At 49.7% G+C, this 15,096-nt stretch carries 12 protein-coding genes, 17 tRNA genes and 2 rRNA genes (1 of these 31 cut by a window edge); 5 read left to right on the top strand and 26 right to left on the bottom strand.

What is annotated here, in order from left to right:
* Positions 1-10: 10 nt before the first annotated feature.
* From BLV33_RS23020 to BLV33_RS23000, 5 genes are all read right to left on the bottom strand, one after another.
* The gene (locus tag BLV33_RS23020) at positions 11-610 is read right to left on the bottom strand and encodes a molybdenum cofactor guanylyltransferase (protein ID WP_090797448.1); all 600 of its coding nucleotides are present in this window, start codon (positions 608-610) and stop codon (positions 11-13) included.
* 4 nt (positions 611-614) lie between these two features.
* A complete protein-coding gene (locus BLV33_RS23015) occupies positions 615-1,262 on the bottom strand; it encodes an MOSC domain-containing protein (RefSeq protein ID WP_090797447.1) in 648 nt (215 codons plus the stop codon).
* 132 nt (positions 1,263-1,394) lie between these two features.
* On the bottom strand, positions 1,395-2,765 hold the full coding sequence (locus BLV33_RS23010; RefSeq protein WP_090797445.1) for a molybdopterin-dependent oxidoreductase: 1,371 nt from the start codon (positions 2,763-2,765) through the stop codon (positions 1,395-1,397).
* 166 nt (positions 2,766-2,931) lie between these two features.
* The gene (locus BLV33_RS23005; protein WP_090797443.1) at positions 2,932-4,167 is read right to left on the bottom strand and encodes an MDR family MFS transporter; all 1,236 of its coding nucleotides are present in this window, start codon (positions 4,165-4,167) and stop codon (positions 2,932-2,934) included.
* An 88-nt stretch (positions 4,168-4,255) separates the two neighbouring features.
* On the bottom strand, positions 4,256-4,633 hold the full coding sequence (locus tag BLV33_RS23000; protein ID WP_090797441.1) for a hypothetical protein: 378 nt from the start codon (positions 4,631-4,633) through the stop codon (positions 4,256-4,258).
* Between the two features lie 121 nt (positions 4,634-4,754).
* Here BLV33_RS23000 and BLV33_RS30505 point away from each other — a divergent pair, with 121 nt between their 5' ends.
* From BLV33_RS30505 to BLV33_RS22980, 4 genes are all read left to right on the top strand, one after another.
* A complete protein-coding gene (locus tag BLV33_RS30505) occupies positions 4,755-4,898 on the top strand; it encodes a LacI family DNA-binding transcriptional regulator (protein WP_090797439.1) in 144 nt (47 codons plus the stop codon).
* A gap of 56 nt (positions 4,899-4,954) precedes the next feature.
* The gene (locus BLV33_RS22990) at positions 4,955-5,299 is read left to right on the top strand and encodes a substrate-binding domain-containing protein (protein ID WP_171909263.1); all 345 of its coding nucleotides are present in this window, start codon (positions 4,955-4,957) and stop codon (positions 5,297-5,299) included.
* 25 nt (positions 5,300-5,324) lie between these two features.
* Positions 5,325-6,227: a DMT family transporter gene (locus BLV33_RS22985; protein WP_090797435.1), complete on the top strand. Its 903-nt coding sequence runs from the start codon at positions 5,325-5,327 to the stop codon at positions 6,225-6,227.
* A 72-nt stretch (positions 6,228-6,299) separates the two neighbouring features.
* Entirely contained in the window at positions 6,300-7,091 is a 792-nt protein-coding gene (locus tag BLV33_RS22980; protein ID WP_090797433.1) for an alpha/beta fold hydrolase, read from the top strand.
* Here BLV33_RS22980 and BLV33_RS22975 read toward each other — a convergent pair.
* A complete protein-coding gene (locus BLV33_RS22975) occupies positions 7,083-8,297 on the bottom strand; it encodes an ROK family transcriptional regulator (protein WP_090797431.1) in 1,215 nt (404 codons plus the stop codon). The two genes, BLV33_RS22980 and BLV33_RS22975, sit on opposite strands and share 9 nt — an antisense overlap.
* Before the next feature lie 177 nt (positions 8,298-8,474).
* Between BLV33_RS22975 and BLV33_RS22970 the strand changes: the two genes are divergently transcribed.
* Positions 8,475-9,224, top strand: coding sequence for an SDR family NAD(P)-dependent oxidoreductase (locus BLV33_RS22970; protein WP_090797429.1), 750 nt, complete (start codon positions 8,475-8,477; stop codon positions 9,222-9,224).
* Positions 9,225-9,254: 30 nt separating this feature from the next.
* Here BLV33_RS22970 and BLV33_RS22965 read toward each other — a convergent pair whose 3' ends face one another.
* The 20 genes from BLV33_RS22965 to BLV33_RS22870 all read right to left on the bottom strand — a co-directional run.
* Positions 9,255-9,977 carry a class I SAM-dependent methyltransferase gene (locus BLV33_RS22965; protein ID WP_090797427.1) on the bottom strand — a complete coding sequence of 241 codons (723 nt, stop codon included), beginning with the start codon at positions 9,975-9,977 and terminating at the stop codon, positions 9,255-9,257.
* A gap of 172 nt (positions 9,978-10,149) precedes the next feature.
* Positions 10,150-10,232 (bottom strand) — tRNA-Leu (locus BLV33_RS22960).
* A 13-nt stretch (positions 10,233-10,245) separates the two neighbouring features.
* Positions 10,246-10,322, bottom strand: a tRNA-Arg gene (locus BLV33_RS22955).
* A 20-nt stretch (positions 10,323-10,342) separates the two neighbouring features.
* Positions 10,343-10,431: transfer RNA gene (locus BLV33_RS22950), tRNA-Leu, on the bottom strand.
* A gap of 6 nt (positions 10,432-10,437) precedes the next feature.
* Positions 10,438-10,511: transfer RNA gene (locus BLV33_RS22945), tRNA-Cys, on the bottom strand.
* Positions 10,512-10,523: 12 nt separating this feature from the next.
* Positions 10,524-10,598 (bottom strand) — tRNA-Gly (locus BLV33_RS22940).
* Positions 10,599-10,608: 10 nt separating this feature from the next.
* Positions 10,609-10,680, bottom strand: a tRNA-Gln gene (locus BLV33_RS22935).
* Between the two features lie 20 nt (positions 10,681-10,700).
* Positions 10,701-10,776, bottom strand: a tRNA-His gene (locus BLV33_RS22930).
* 18 nt (positions 10,777-10,794) lie between these two features.
* A tRNA-Trp gene (locus tag BLV33_RS22925) sits at positions 10,795-10,868 on the bottom strand.
* A 5-nt stretch (positions 10,869-10,873) separates the two neighbouring features.
* Positions 10,874-10,958 (bottom strand) — tRNA-Tyr (locus BLV33_RS22920).
* Between the two features lie 8 nt (positions 10,959-10,966).
* A tRNA-Thr gene (locus tag BLV33_RS22915) sits at positions 10,967-11,042 on the bottom strand.
* A 17-nt stretch (positions 11,043-11,059) separates the two neighbouring features.
* A tRNA-Phe gene (locus BLV33_RS22910) sits at positions 11,060-11,135 on the bottom strand.
* A gap of 21 nt (positions 11,136-11,156) precedes the next feature.
* Positions 11,157-11,233, bottom strand: a tRNA-Asp gene (locus BLV33_RS22905).
* A gap of 37 nt (positions 11,234-11,270) precedes the next feature.
* Positions 11,271-11,347 (bottom strand) — tRNA-Met (locus tag BLV33_RS22900).
* Positions 11,348-11,364: 17 nt separating this feature from the next.
* Positions 11,365-11,440, bottom strand: a tRNA-Val gene (locus BLV33_RS22895).
* A gap of 29 nt (positions 11,441-11,469) precedes the next feature.
* A tRNA-Glu gene (locus tag BLV33_RS22890) sits at positions 11,470-11,541 on the bottom strand.
* Between the two features lie 47 nt (positions 11,542-11,588).
* A tRNA-Ser gene (locus BLV33_RS22885) sits at positions 11,589-11,681 on the bottom strand.
* A gap of 3 nt (positions 11,682-11,684) precedes the next feature.
* A tRNA-Asn gene (locus tag BLV33_RS22880) sits at positions 11,685-11,760 on the bottom strand.
* A gap of 110 nt (positions 11,761-11,870) precedes the next feature.
* Positions 11,871-14,796, bottom strand: a 23S ribosomal RNA gene (locus BLV33_RS22875).
* A gap of 283 nt (positions 14,797-15,079) precedes the next feature.
* A 16S ribosomal RNA gene (locus BLV33_RS22870) occupies positions 15,080-15,096 on the bottom strand (it continues 1,530 nt past the right edge of the window).
* The 16S and 23S rRNA genes sit together here with 17 tRNA genes alongside, the layout of an rRNA operon.

Genomic DNA, 15,096 nt, shown 5'->3' with positions numbered 1-15,096 from the left:
TATGGCCTAATTACTCCGCAGAAAGAAAATCATCCGGTGTGTTCAAATTGACTGTGAATGTTAAGGCAATGTCCCTTTGAGCGAAAAATAAATCATCCGCGGTCACAAAATGAATGCGTGCCAGCAGTCCCATCAGCTTAAACTGTTCCATGCCAAGCAGCTCTGAGACGACAGGTGCAATCCTTTTATCATAAATACCATGTAAGGGCTGGACTTTTTCATGAATAACCGGGATAACCGCGTCCGCCTGGGTGCTCTCACTCAAATCATACAAAGCTTCAGCTGCGGCAGCTGATACATAGGGCATATCACAGCCGACAATCCAAAGTCGATTTGTTTCAGCAGCGAGGCACGCCGCATGAATGCCGCTTAAAGGACCTTTTCCGGGCAGCACATCAGGAATACAGCTCACCTCAGCCTGCCGAATATCCTGAAGAATCGGAGCAAATAGTTCCGGTTTATGGGTCACAAGGAGAATTTGTTTGCAAATCCTGGCCATTTCTTGGAGCTGTATGTTTAAGAGCGGAACACCCCTGAAGGGAATCAGTGCTTTGTGCTTACCCCCCATTCGGCGATTCTGCCCCCCGGCCAAAATGACTCCTGTCATCATGGCATTAAACCTCTAGCTCTTGCAGACGTTTGTTCAGCGTAAGTCTCAATTTTTCCGAAAGCTCAGGTACCGCCACAATACGCTGAATGCCTTCAACATTTCGCTTATCATGGTATAAGATCTGGTTCACAAATTCAATAGTGACTCCCATTGACTGTTTGCTTACTAGCTGGATTTGAGGATTGGGAGGAAGTTTACCCTCCTGCAGGACACGAAAGTAATACCCGCTATAGCCTATAGTTTGAACTTTCATGACAAAATCAGGAACTGCGTGACGATCCGCAAGCTTGTAACAAGGCTGCCTCGGTTGAGCGACCTGAACAATGGCATTCCCCAGCGAAAATGTGTCGCCGATACAAACCTCGGACTCAAGGAGACCACTCATTGTAATATTTTCGCCAAAAGCTCCAGGATCCAGCCTTTTCCCCAGCAGGTGCTCCCAATAGGCATAATGCTCGTGGCAGTATACACAGAGTGCTTTATCGACACCGCCGTGATTCAGCAAATCGGCTTGTCCGTCCCCTTCCAGCTGGATGAAGGACAAATGCAAATCGGAGTTGACCGGTGATTTTACAATCCCCGTGAACAGCTCCTCCTTATTCTGAACCTTTAATGAAGCGGGTTTCCCCACATTGACGGATACAACTTCCACTTCAAATCCCTGCTTCCTCTGTTAGCGATCCTGAACTAACTATATCAAAAAGCATAGGGAATGTCAGGTTACATGGATAATGGCTACGCCGGTTATAAAAAGTTATACTTTCATATAAAATGAATAAGTCCTTCAGGTTTTTCCAGCAGGCAACCAGGCATCGGTGTCATAACCGCGAAGCTCCCAGTAGCCGATATGCTCTTTATCGATCAGCTCGATGGCCTGCAGCCATTTTACAGATTTATAGGCATACATTTTCGGGACAACCAAGCGTACAGGACCGCCCAGCATTTGCGGGATCGGTTTGCCATCCATAAGAACGGCCACCATGATATCATCCAGGCTGGCTATCTGCTTCAAGTCAAGCGTATCCGTATACACCTTATCGCCGGAATAAAACTTGACGAACTTGGCTTCTTTTTTCACATTGCCTATGTCCAGCAGCTTTTTCAGCGGGATTCCCTCCCACGTCACCTTATAAACTGACCAGCCAGTTACACAATGAAAGTCGCTCACCTGCACCGTGCGTTCGAGCTTCAAAAATTCCTCCCAATTGAAGGTCTTGGGTTTATCGACAAGACCGGATAACGCGAACTGCCAGTTATCCGAGGAGAAAGCGGGAATTTCCGTCACCGTGTACACGCGGAAATTCCCTTGGGCTCCTCCGCCGACGACAGTGGCGGAGTCCGGCAGCGGCACCGGCGGCGGCAGCATCCGGTTGCCGTCCGAGGCGGCAACGGCGGCAAGTCCGGCGCCGCCGGTGTCCAAAGCGCCTTTTATCCAGCGGTAAAAGGCGGGGCCAACTCCGATCACGAGTAGCAGCCCTGCGGCAAGCCGCAGGAAGGATGCGCGTGTGATCGGCGATTCCTTGAGCGCGGTGATGACCGCCTGCGCTCGAGTGCGCTGCGCCGCGTCGCCCGAGGCGGCGGGCGCGGTTGTGCCTGCAGCCTCGGCCGAGGCTGCGGCGGGCTCTACAGCGGCCGGCGCCGGGGCGGCCGCTGGCAATGCTCTGGCAGCGGCTGCGGCCGCTGCCAGCTCTTGCCTTTGCTGCCGCTTCAGCAGGCGGCTGCGGGAGATCGAGTGGTAGGCGGCATAGGGAATGCCGACCCAGGTGAGCAAATCATGCACCAGCAGAGCGGCATTGTTCAGTTTTGGCGGCAAGCTTCGGAACTGCCACAAGATCACGCCCGACAGGCTCCAGCCAATGAGCAGCGCCAGCACAAAAATCAGATTGCCTTTTTGATTGTTCCGTCCGCGAATCTGTTTCCAGTGCTTGCGAATCATCGGGGCATATAAAATAAGGATCAGGATCGAGACAACGCCAAAAATAATATGCGCCTGCTTAATGGTGACTCGAAATGCGCCGAGGTCTCCCCGAATTCCGCCTATGCTGAGGACAATCCCTGTAACCGCCAAAATTAAAGCAATCCAGGCATTCCACTTGTGAATTCGGTTTAACTTTTTGCCGAATGATTGCTTCAGCCATCCTCTTCGTGATTCCATATTTCCACCCCTTCACATTCCGAAATCATTCCTATATATGTAGAATAACGTATAAATCTTAAAATAGGTTTACATACGAGAATTATTTTTGTAATTCGAAAAAAAAGCCAACAAACAGACCGACATCTGTTCATTGGCTTAGATCAACTGCTTGTTCAATTGCTTTTCATACAACAATCTGCTCTTCCGTGACTACCTTCTCTTTGTGCGGGTTCAATCTCTTGATCAGCGAAGTCTGCGCAATTCCCGCAATCAGGATTACGGCCGCAAGCACCGTAAACATGAATTCCCCGCCAAAGCGGCTTAACAAAAATCCTCCAATGATAGGACCGAACGCTCGAGCCAGCTGCCAATTCATGCCGTACACGGAAAAATACCAGCCTCTTTGATCTTCAGGTGCAATAATTGAAATCACCTTCTGCGCATGTGGACCATACAGCATTTCCCCTACAGTAAATAAAAACTCAACCACAAGAAGCAGTGCTAAGTAAGGCATGTACCCGTAACCGAGGGCCACTATGGCAAACAGCAAATAAGCCAGTCCAATCATGAGGTAAGCCGGTTTAGCCTCTGTACGCTTCGCAATCCAGAGCTGCAGAGTAATGACCATCAACCCGTTAAAGGTGACAATCGTAGCAAACACCGATTTGTAATTTTCAAAATGATGTTGTAAATGCAGCGGAAACGTAGATTCCACCTGAGCGTACAGCAAAGTGGCCGGCATCGTCAGCAGTGTCATCCAGAGCAAGGTTTTATGCTCACTCCATTTAACCTTTGGCTTTTTGAGAAAAGCTGCCTGCTGGACCTTACTGCGGACTGGTAAAGTTTCGGGAACCTTCCAGCCTACCAATGTCGCATAAACAAATAATGACAGCGAACAGACCAAAAAAATCAAGCTTTGATTCCAATTGAACAACAGCAACCCGACGACAGGCCCGAAAGCCGCTCCCATATTCAGTGCCGTATGCAGCAGGGCAAATACTTCTGCGCGCTTTTCTGCAGGCACTACATCTGTAATCTGGGCATTGGCTGCCGGCATGAATAAAGCAAAGCCTATTCCGTTAAAAACCGATATGACCGCATAATGCCACACTTCTGTAGCACCTATATAACCGGCAATGGACAATCCTTGAACCAATAAGGATATAAGCATCATCGGCTTACGTCCATAGCGATCGCTCAATCCACCTGCATATAAATTGACGATCATTCCGCATAAAGGCTGAACACCCACAATGATCATGGAGAGAATGATGGAGCCATCCAGCTTGTCGTACAAGTAATAAACTAAATAAGGCCGCATCATGAAGCCTGTCAGAGAGATCAGTATCGTACCGATCACCCGAATCCAAATGGCTGTGTCATAGCCGATTAACATGGAGAAAAATGGTATTCTTCGCATATGATGTCCCCCTACCAAATATCCCTATATTGTAGCGGGAAAGCAGCAAAAGAAAAAGGTTAAATCTGGTTATAATAGATTTCACCTTTTAACCGCCAAGCCTGATTTTGCGGTACGTATCTATAAAAGAAATGACATCAACGGTTTTACCTCGTTTTTTTGCCACGCGAGCCATAACAACCAATGTTTTCCAGAACTCATCCAGTATCGGCGATTCGGAGCCGGATTGCTGCTCCTCTTTATTCATTTTGCTTTTATATGTGCCGTTCTCATCGGAAATCAGATATTGAATCTGCCGTTTTTTGTAGTCTTCCCCGCTGACATAGCTCACTCCGATTTCACGCATCTTTTTTCTCACCGAAGTTACAGGCCGGGAAAGCTCTTGCGCGATTACAGCAGGCGGACATTCTTTAGAAAGTTTGATCAATTTTTCCATTTCATATGTGGACCAAGGTTTCTTCGTCATTGCTTAGCTTGCAGCTCCATTCATCTGTGTATCATTTGCTGATATATAAAGCTTAACAACCAATTGTTAGGTAAGTATTAATTAACCATAAGCATTGTATGAAGGCAGATCTTTATATACAATGAATTTCATAGTCTTCCCAAAGGATGTGCTGGCGTTGGTCACAATTTACGATGTAGCAAAGGAAGCCAATGTCTCTGCGATGACGGTTTCCAGGGTAATCAATAATAAAGGAAGAATCAGCGAGGCTATAAAGAAGCTTTGACGTAGCGGGATGTTGGATTTGATCCGCAGCTTGTCCTGGAAGTCACTTTTAGAGGATTGGAAAATGAATCTGTATTGTCACCCTTGTTCACTCTGAAGGAACCGCCAACGGCTATTTTTGCGGCTAACAATTTCTTGGCGATCAGCATCATTCGCAGTTTAAAAAGCATGAACCTGCGTGTTCCAGATGACATCTCTCTCGTAGGTTATGATGATCTGGGATTTGCCTCCGAGCTCAATCCTTTCCTTACCGTGGCTGTGCAGCCTGCATACCAATTCGGGTATGAGGGGATTGGGCTTCTTATTGACCGCATACAAGGAACGGCAGCCCCCGAGCCCAGAACTGTATTATTCCCTTCAGAAATAGTGATACGCAGCTCATCTAAATCTCCGCTAAAATAGAAAAGTTAAACTAAGGAGTACAATTATGAAAATTAAGGACATCTCTGTTTTGTTAATTTTGGCAGCGCTATGGGGGGCTTCGTTTCTTTTTATTCGAATCGCATCTCCCGTTTTGGGCCCGTTTCTCACGATTCAAGGCAGAGTTACGATAGCTGCTGCGGCCTTGGTAATCTATATGGCGCTGCTCAAGCTTTCCCCCGAATTTAAACAGCGCTGGAAGCAGTATCTTGTCCTTGGAGCATTGAATGCTGCATTTCCTTTTACACTGATCGCTGCTGCCGCCTTGCATCTCACTGCATCCATGTCGGCTATCATTAACTCCATGACTCCTTTATTCACAGCTCTTGTCGTGTGGGGATGGATGAAGGAAAAGCTGACTGTTAAAAAGTGGTTTGGAATTTTTACAGGAATTTTAGGGGTAGCTGTTCTGGTAGGATGGAGTCCGATCCAATTTACGACAGAAGTGTTCATAGCTGTTGTGCTCTCCATTCTTTCTACCGTTTTTTATGGATTTGGCGGCGTTTACTCCAAAAAAACCTTTGCAGGTGTATCCCCTCTTTCTATGGCGGTTGGTCAGCAATTGGGGGCATCGATACTTTTATTACCTGTCACACTCTTCAATCTGCCGAATTCAAGTGCTTCTGTCTCATCAGCCGTCATTTTCTCCGTGCTTGGGCTAGCATTATTATGTACAGCGATTGCCTATATTTTGTATTATTACTTAATTGCCAGTGTAGGCCCGACGAAAACGGCCAGCGTTACCTATTTGGTTCCTCTGTTCGGGATGATTTGGGGCATACTTTTCCTGAAAGAGCAGATTACGGTTGGAATGATGGCAGGACTCTTTGTGATTTTGTGCAGCATTTTTCTAATTTCGGATATCCAGCTTCGCCGCAGGGTAAAAATAGTAAGGACTAATCAGATGTAAGGGATTGCGGAACCGCCAGTATTGGAATCCGGCGATCAAGTGAGGTAAGATGAAAAGCAGGAGGAGATGCAAATGAAAGCAACAATAAATGGCGTATCAATCGCTTATGAGGATACAGGTCAAGGAATGCCTGTCATCTTGCTTCATGGGTTTCCTTTGGATCATCGGATGTGGCGCAATCAAATCGAAGCCCTGCAGATTGCTTATCGTGTAATTACACCGGATTTTCGTGGTATGGGCGGCTCTGACGTGCCGAAGGATAATATAACTATGGATCAATATGCGGATGATGTTTTGGCCTTGATGGACCAGCTTCAAGTTGAAAAAGCCGTTCTTGGCGGTTTCTCCATGGGGGGTTATGTGGCTTTCTCATTGCTGCGCAAAGCTCCGAAGCGCTTCACGGCAGTCGTGCTGGCCGATACCAGGCCCGAAGCCGATTCGCAGGAAGCCCGTAAGAATAGAATGACGATGGCTGCTTCTTTATTTGAAAAGGGTGCCATTGCCGCTCGCGATGCCATGATGCCCAGGCTGCTTTCTGAGGATGCTCAGCTAGCAAAGCTTGATCTGGTAAATGAGCTTGGTCGCACGATTGGCTCGATGGAGCCGGAAGGATTGGTCCATGCGTGTCTGGCCATGGCATTTCGCAAGGATTCCGTCCCTCTGCTTCCGTCCATCAACGTACCTACCCTTGTCATCGTAGGTGAAAAGGATGCCATTACCCCACCCGATGTGATGAAGCAAATGGCTGATCGCATCCCCCAGTCACGAATGATACATATTCCTGGCGCGGCTCACTTGACACCCATGGAAAAGCCTGAGGAGTTCAACACAGCGCTGTTGGAGTTTTTGAAAGACTTAGCTTGAAGTTAGGCAGTCCATGACCATAACTGCGGCACCTATGGCCAAGGCTTCTTCACCCAAGCTGCCTTTGCTGAAAACTACCTGATAGGTAGGGTAGTGATAAGCTCTGCGCACAGCGACTCCTGTCGCTGTCTGGAAGAAAAGGTCGCTGCCAGCAAGCAGCGGTCCACCGAGAATTACTTTTTCCGGATGCAGAATATTGAGTAAATTGGCCAATCCAATACCAAAATAGGTAGCAGCCTCCGTTACGATCTCCACTGCAAGGGGGTCGTTTTTTTTCACCGCTTCCTGGATGTGTTGAAAGGTAACCGTCTCCGGATCTTCAGCCAGATGGCTAAGATAAGTGGTTCGTCCCTGTTTGAGCGCAGAACGCGCAGATCGTTCTATACTATACAAAGAGGCATAGGATTCCAAAGCTCCATAATTGCCAGCGCTGTTACGGTAAGGAATTCCATCCGTTTGGATAATCATTTGTCCAACGGAGCCTTCCATGTCAACGGCACCGTAGATGACTTTCCCTTCCGAAACCATGGAGGAGCGCAGACCGATTCCGGCATGAATATAGAGCAAATGGCGGTAGCTTTGCGATCGGCTTACCCAGGATTCGGCAAGGATCGCCGTGTTGGCGCCGTTGTCGAGCATCACCGGGATGCCAAGCCGTTCCTGCAGCAGGCGGCAGACTTCCACCTGACTCCAGCCTTGAGCCGGAAAATAGAGAGGTTCGAGGATGACGCCGGTGAATCGATCCACAGGACCAACCGCCCCGATTCCCATCCCTAGGACAGTAGAGATATCGAGCGAATGCCCCTTCATCATATGCTTCGCTTCGTCTGTGATGATGTCAATCAGCTTAGCCGGCGTCATCTCATCTGTCATGGTCCAGCTGTGATCGTCCAGCTTGTTCATATCCAAATCTACCAGAACCAGCTTCGATAATGTGCGGGAAATCTCAAGGCCAAAAACATAAGCATAGGCTGTATTCATTTGATAGAGAATCGGCCTGCGCCCGCCGGTTGAAGCTCCAAAGCCCGACTCTAGAATGAGCCCCTTTTGCGTCAGCTCCTCCAACAGGCGCGTTAAGGTGCTGATGGTCATTCCGCTGTACTCCAGCAAATCGATTTTGGAGACCGTGCCGTGTTTGCGAATGTATTCATAAATATCTTTGCTTCTGCGATTTGATATTCGTTCCGTAATTGGGGTTACATCCACAGTCAGTGCCCTCCATGCCATCAATTTCCAAGTTTATACCTACAGCATTTCTCCTGAAATATGGTTAAATGTGCATAACTCCATTCGCCGTGAAGGTTTGAAATTCCTTTATCTGAAACTGAAGATGTATACTTGTTAGGAGCATGTTATCGAGATTCGAACGGGAAGGTGATCTGGATGAAATGGAAAGACAGCATAGTTATTGTAACAGGAGCTGGCCGTGGCATCGGCCATTCGCTAGCCTTGGCTTATGGGGAGCAAGGCGCCAAAGTGGTCGCTGCCGAGCTGGACACGTCTGCGTGCGAGCAGGTCGCCGAGACCATTCGCCAAAGCGGGGGACAAGCCATAGCCGTGCCTACGGATGTTAGACAGCCGGCCGAAGTCGAACGATTAATCCATCGTGCGGTTGAGACATATGGAACCGTTAATATTATGATCAACAATGCGGGTATCATGCGTTCCGCGTCGCCTTATGAATTAGCCCTTGAGGATTGGGAAGCTGTGATCGGAACCAATCTTACAGGCATATTTCTCTGTTCCCGCGAGGCTGCCAAAATCATGAGAGAGCTGGGTCAGGGAGGCTCTATCGTCAACATTGCCTCTACGCGCGCTCTGATGTCGGAACCGAACACCGAGGCTTACGCCGCTTCCAAAGCCGGCATAGTTGGACTCACTCATGCGCTTGCTGTGTCCTTGGGCGCCGACGGGATTCGCGTCAATTGCATCAGTCCCGGTTGGATAGAAACCCGTGGCTACGAGGCTCTCCGCAAAGCCGATCACGAGCAGCACCCTGCCGGCAGAGTCGGCAAGACCAGCGATATCGTCAAGGCTTGCTTTTACTTGACCGACCCGGACAATGACTTCGTCACAGGCATAAACTTGGTCGTAGACGGCGGCATGACCCGCAAAATGATCTACGAGGAGTAGGCAGGGCAGTCGGGACAACTGGCGAAGCCTTCATCTGATCCCAATCAATACGGCATAACCTAGATAATCCAAATAACTCTCCATCAATTGATCATATTCAATCGACAACTGCCAGATTTGCGGATCGAGCAAGGTCTGCTCATCCGCAAGCTTAATTGGATCTGGATGGTTGACCATATCCTCCCACATATTCGGTGGAAACGGTCTTTTATCATCATGATGAGCACGGGAGAACCCGGCGGATTCCAGCCTTTCTTGCCATTCCTCCACCGTCAGCAGCGATGTAATGCCATAAAACCTACAGATGGAGCTGTAAACATCTTTCGGCATCTTTTTCCATTTAATGACCTCTCGGTCATATAAGACTCCACCGGGTTTCAGTACCCTGCGATATTCCGACAAGGCTTTGCGTGTATCTGCAAAATTTGAAACCGATTCGACCATGACCACATCAAATTCATGTTCCGCAAAAGGAAGATTGCAGGCATCCCCTTCGATAACCTGCAATTGGGCATGAAGGCGTTCCGCCCTTAATCGCGCTTTCGCCACCATTTCAGGTCGGATATCCAAAGCGGTCACGATACAGCCCTTTTCCACTAAGAGGCAAGCGGTTCGTCCTGTGCCGCAGCCCACCTCAAGCACCCTGCTCCCAATCGGCAAAGGGTGTTTTTCGAGCTGCTTCAAAGTCTCCGCATATCCACCAGGATGCGCATTGCCAACACCCAGCTTAGTCAGCATATCCAAGTAATCCATGGTCATCACCTCTAAAAGCATAATTGATTCTTCAATTACGTTATGGAGGACATTCCATTCCGGATTGGGCGTTTAGCTGCAATTTGGCAATTTATGCGCATAAGCCTGGATAACTTATTTTCAATAGGGGAAAAACCCCGAAGAATCTTTAGATTCTTCGGGGTTTTTGTGATGCCGGTGAAGGGACTCGAACCCCCACTCCCTCTCAGGAAACGGATTTTGAGTCCGTCGCGTCTGCCATTCCGCCACACCGGCATATTCAATTAGATGGCGCGCCCTAAGAGATTCGAACTCCTGACCTTTTGATTCGTAGTCAAACACTCTATCCAGCTGAGCTAAGGGCGCATCAAAAGCAAGGTAAAGCTTGGTGCCGAAGACCAGACTTGAACTGGTACGGTAGTCACCTACCGCAGGATTTTAAGTCCTGTGCGTCTGCCGATTCCGCCACTCCGGCTCATTATGGAGGCACCACCCAGACTCGAACTGGGGGTAAAGCTTTTGCAGAGCTCTGCCTTACCACTTGGCTATGGTGCCTTAGATAAATTATGGAGCGGAAGACGGGGTTCGAACCCGCGACCCTCGCCTTGGCAAGGCGATGCTCTACCACTGAGCCACTTCCGCATATGAAGAACTGGGGATCAAGGATTCGAACCTTGGGATGACGGAGTCAAAGTCCGTTGCCTTACCGCTTGGCTAATCCCCAATATGTAGGTAATAAAAAAGTGGGGCGATCGACGGGACTTGAACCCGCGCGTGCTGGATCCACAAACCAGTGCGTTAACCCCTTCGCCACGACCGCCACGATTAAATTTTTTACTGGCAGGGGCAGCAGGAATTGAACCCACACCAAAGGTTTTGGAGACCTTTGTTCTACCTTTAAACTATGCCCCTATATATGGTGGAGGATGATGGATTCGAACCACCGAACTCAGAGAGAGCAGATTTACAGTCTGCCGTGTTTAGCCACTTCACTAATCCTCCATAAAACATGGTGCCGTCGAGAGGACTTGAACCCCCAACCTACTGATTACAAGTCAGTTGCTCTACCAGTTGAGCTACAACGGCATATTCAATTGTAAAAATGGTGGCTCGGGACGGAATCGAACCGCCGACACGAGGATTTTCAGTCCTCTGCTCTACCGACTGAGCTACCGAGCCTTTTGAAGGATAAATAAAAAATGGCGGAGCCGACGGGATTCGAACCCGCGGTCTCCTGCGTGACAGGCAGGCATGTTAGGCCTCTACACCACGGCTCCACACTAGGCTTACAAAGCTCCAAACGTTGTAAGAAATTGGTTGCGGGGGCAGGATTTGAACCTGCGGCCTTCGGGTTATGAGCCCGACGAGCTACCGGGCTGCTCCACCCCGCGACAATACTGAAATTTTATGGTGGAGGCTGACGGGATCGAACCGCCGACCCTCTGCTTGTAAGGCAGATGCTCTCCCAGCTGAGCTAAGCCTCCTTGGGAACCTTGAATAAGGTTTAAAACAATGACCCGTAGGGGACTCGAACCCCTGTTACCTCCGTGAAAGGGAGGTGTCTTAACCACTTGACCAACGGGCCACAATATATGTAGCTTGCAACGGCACGGCTTCACATTTAGGGTAGAATGGCGGAGAGAGAGGGATTCGAACCCTCGAGACGCTTGTGACGCCTACACGATTTCCAATCGTGCTCCTTCGGCCAAACTCGGACACCTCTCCATATGGCTCCCCGAACAGGACTCGAACCTGTGACAACTCGATTAACAGTCGAGTGCTCTACCAACTGAGCTATCAGGGAACGGTGTAATCAATTCAGGTTTATTCCCTGAAAACTAGCAGCGAAACGAACATTGGCGTGTGTTGACTTAGATTTTTGCTTCCGAAGCCAGCTTTCCTCCGGAAAGCTCTTAGGTTAAGCCCTCGACCGATTAGTATTCGTCAGCTGCATGGGTTACCCCACTTCCACCTCGAACCTATCTACCTCGTCGTCTACAAGGGGTCTTACTGAATTGGGAAATCTCATCTTGAGGGGGGCTTCGCGCTTAGATGCTTTCAGCGCTTATCCCCTCCGTACATAGCTACCCAGCTATGCCTCTGGCGAGACAACTGGTACACCAGCGGTACGTCCATCCCGGTCCTCTCGTACTAAGGACAGCTCCTCTCAAATTTCCTGCGCCCGCGACAGATAGGGACCGAACTGTCTCACGACGTTCTGAACCCAGCTCGCGTACCGCTTTAATGGGCGAACAGCCCAACCCTTGGGACCTACTTCAGCCCCAGGATGCGATGAGCCGACATCGAGGTGCCAAACCTCCCCGTCGATGTGGACTCTTGGGGGAGATAAGCCTGTTATCCCCAGGGTAGCTTTTATCCGTTGAGCGATGGCCCTTCCATTCGGTACCACCGGATCACTAAGTCCGACTTTCGTCCCTGCTCGACCTGTTTGTCTCGCAGTCAAGCTCCCTTATGCCTTTGCACTCTGCGAATGATTTCCAACCATTCTGAGGGAACCTTTAAACGCCTCCGTTACATTTTAGGAGGCGACCGCCCCAGTCAAACTGCCCACCTGACACTGTCCCCATACCGGATCACGGTACCAGGTTAGAACCTAGGTACGATCAGGGTGGTATCCCAACGGCGCCTCCACCTAAGCTGGCGCTCAGGCTTCTACGGCTCCCACCTATCCTGTACAGATCGTACCCAAGTCCAATATCAAGCTGCAGTAAAGCTCCATGGGGTCTTTCCGTCTTGTCGCGGGTAACCTGCATCTTCACAGGTATTAAAATTTCACCGGATCTCTCGTTGAGACAGCGCCCAAGTCGTTACGCCATTCGTGCGGGTCAGAATTTACCTGACAAGGAATTTCGCTACCTTAGGACCGTTATAGTTACGGCCGCCGTTTACTGGGGCTTCAATTCATAGCTTCACCTTGCGGCTAACCACTCCTCTTAACCTTCCAGCACCGGGCAGGCGTCAGCCCGTATACTTCGCCTTGCGGCTTCGCACAGACCTGTGTTTTTGCTAAACAGTCGCTTGGGCCTTTTCACTGCGGCCCCCTCGGGCTATTCACCCTACCGAGGCACCCCTTCTCCCGAAGTTACGGGGTCATTTTGCCGAGTTCCTTAACGAGAGTTCTTCCGCGCGCCTTAGAATTCTCTTCTCGCCCACCTGTGTCGGTTTGCGGTACGGGCACCTTCGCCTGGCTAGAAGCTTTTCTTGGCAGCTTGAGTACATGACCTTCGGTACTGTAATTTTCCCTCCCCATCACAGCCCAGCCTTACGATGTGCGGATTTACCTGCACACCAGCCTCACTGCTTGGACGAGCTCTTCCATCCGCTCGCGTCTTTCCCCTTCTGCGTCACTCCATCACTCATAACGGCTACGGTGGTACAGGAATTTCCACCTGTTGTCCATCGACTACGCCTTTCGGCCTCGCCTTAGGTCCCGACTTACCCTGAGCGGACGAGCCTTCCTCAGGAAACCTTAGGCTTTCGGCGGATCAGATTCTCACTGATCTTTTCGTTACTTATACCGGCATTCTCACTTGTATGCGCTCCACCTGTCCTCACGGTCAGAATTCTACGTACATACAACGCTCCCCTACCCAAGCGCGAATCTTGTTCGCGCCAGCCATAGCTTCGGTGGCGTGTTTAGCCCCGTTACATTTTCGGCGCAGAGTCACTCGACCAGTGAGCTATTACGCACTCTTTCAATGGTGGCTGCTTCTAAGCCAACATCCTGGTTGTCTGGGCAACTCCACATCCTTTCCCACTTAACACGTACTTAGGGACCTTAGCTGATGGTCTGGGCTGTTTCCCTCTTGACAATGGATCTTAGCACTCACTGTCTGACTCCCGGATCTAAGTTTGTGGCATTCAGAGTTTGACTGGACTTGGTAACCCTTGGCGGGCCCCGCACCCAATCAGTGCTTTACCTCCACAACTCGTTTTCCGAGGCTAGCCCTAAAGCTATTTCGGGGAGAACCAGCTATCTCCGAGTTCGATTGGAATTTCTCCGCTACCCCCACCTCATCCCCGAATTTTTCAACATTCGTGGGTTCGGGCCTCCAGTGAGTGTTACCTCACCTTCACCCTGGACAGGGGTAGATCACACGGTTTCGGGTCTACGCCTGCATACTCATGCGCCCTATTCAGACTCGCTTTCGCTGCGGCTCCGTCTTTTCAACTTAACCTCGCATGCAAACGTAACTCGCCGGTTCATTCTACAAAAGGCACGCCATCACACATAGAAAGTGCTCTGACTTTTTGTAAGCACACGGTTTCAGGTTCTTTTTCACTCCGCTTCCGCGGTGCTTTTCACCTTTCCCTCACGGTACTGCTTCACTATCGGTCACTAGGGAGTATTTAGCCTTGGCAGATGGTCCTGCCGGATTCCGACGGGGTTTCACGTGTCCCGCCGTACTCAGGATCCGTCTAGGGGTTTCGCTTGGTTTGGGCTACAGGGCTTTTACCTTCTTTGCCGGGCCTTTCCAGACCTCTTCACCTACCAAGCTAACCCCATGTTGACGTCCTACAACCCCAGGGAGCAAGCTCCCTGGTTTGGGCTTCTCCGCGTTCGCTCGCCGCTACTGACGGAATCACTTTTGTTTTCTGTTCCTCCAGGTACTTAGATGTTTCAGTTCCCTGGGTATGCCTCCAACTATCCTATGAATTCAGATAGTGGTGACTGCGCATTACCACAGCCGGGTTCCCCCATTCGGACATCCCCGGATCAAAGCCTGCTTACGGCTCCCCGAGGCATTTCGTCGTTCGCCACGTCCTTCTTCGGCTCCTAGTGCCTAGGCATCCTCCGTGTGCTCTTTCTAGCTTAACCAGTGCTGATTGCTCAGCGGGTATCTAGAAACATTCATTTGTTGTGACACAAATGATGCTTAAAGGAATTCTAAGTTTCACGCTTGCTACAACGGACTAGCCGCTGCAACATTGTTCGTTTCGCTATCTAGTTTTCAAGGAACAAATTTTGTAAATAACGGACTTTACGTCCCTTATTTACTGTTGAAAGGAATTACCCTCTCAAAACTGACAACGAGTGAAGAAGAAGTTGTGAAGGCTAAGCCTTCTTGACTGAGCGCATCGCAGCGCTCAAGTCTCCATAGAAAGGAGGTGATCCAGC

This window comes from Paenibacillus sp. GP183 (genome assembly GCF_900104695.1).
Lineage (GTDB): Bacteria > Bacillota > Bacilli > Paenibacillales > NBRC-103111 > Paenibacillus_AI.
Note: the sequence above shows the minus strand (reverse complement) of the source record. Positions and strands in the feature narration are given on the sequence as shown.

Excerpts from the sequence above, each read along its gene's own strand:
- BLV33_RS30505 (WP_090797439.1), top strand. The coding sequence starts at position 4,755 with ATGAATTTCATAGTCTTCCCAAAGGATGTGCTGGCGTTGGTCACAATT.
- BLV33_RS23020 (WP_090797448.1), bottom strand. The coding sequence starts at position 610 with ATGATGACAGGAGTCATTTTGGCCGGGGGGCAGAATCGCCGAATGGGG.
- BLV33_RS23005 (WP_090797443.1), bottom strand. The coding sequence starts at position 4,167 with ATGCGAAGAATACCATTTTTCTCCATGTTAATCGGCTATGACACAGCC.
- BLV33_RS23010 (WP_090797445.1), bottom strand. The coding sequence starts at position 2,765 with ATGGAATCACGAAGAGGATGGCTGAAGCAATCATTCGGCAAAAAGTTA.
- BLV33_RS22970 (WP_090797429.1), top strand. The coding sequence starts at position 8,475 with ATGAAATGGAAAGACAGCATAGTTATTGTAACAGGAGCTGGCCGTGGC.
- BLV33_RS22980 (WP_090797433.1), top strand. The coding sequence starts at position 6,300 with ATGAAAGCAACAATAAATGGCGTATCAATCGCTTATGAGGATACAGGT.
- BLV33_RS22965 (WP_090797427.1), bottom strand. The coding sequence starts at position 9,977 with ATGGATTACTTGGATATGCTGACTAAGCTGGGTGTTGGCAATGCGCAT.
- BLV33_RS23000 (WP_090797441.1), bottom strand. The coding sequence starts at position 4,633 with ATGACGAAGAAACCTTGGTCCACATATGAAATGGAAAAATTGATCAAA.
- BLV33_RS22985 (WP_090797435.1), top strand. The coding sequence starts at position 5,325 with ATGAAAATTAAGGACATCTCTGTTTTGTTAATTTTGGCAGCGCTATGG.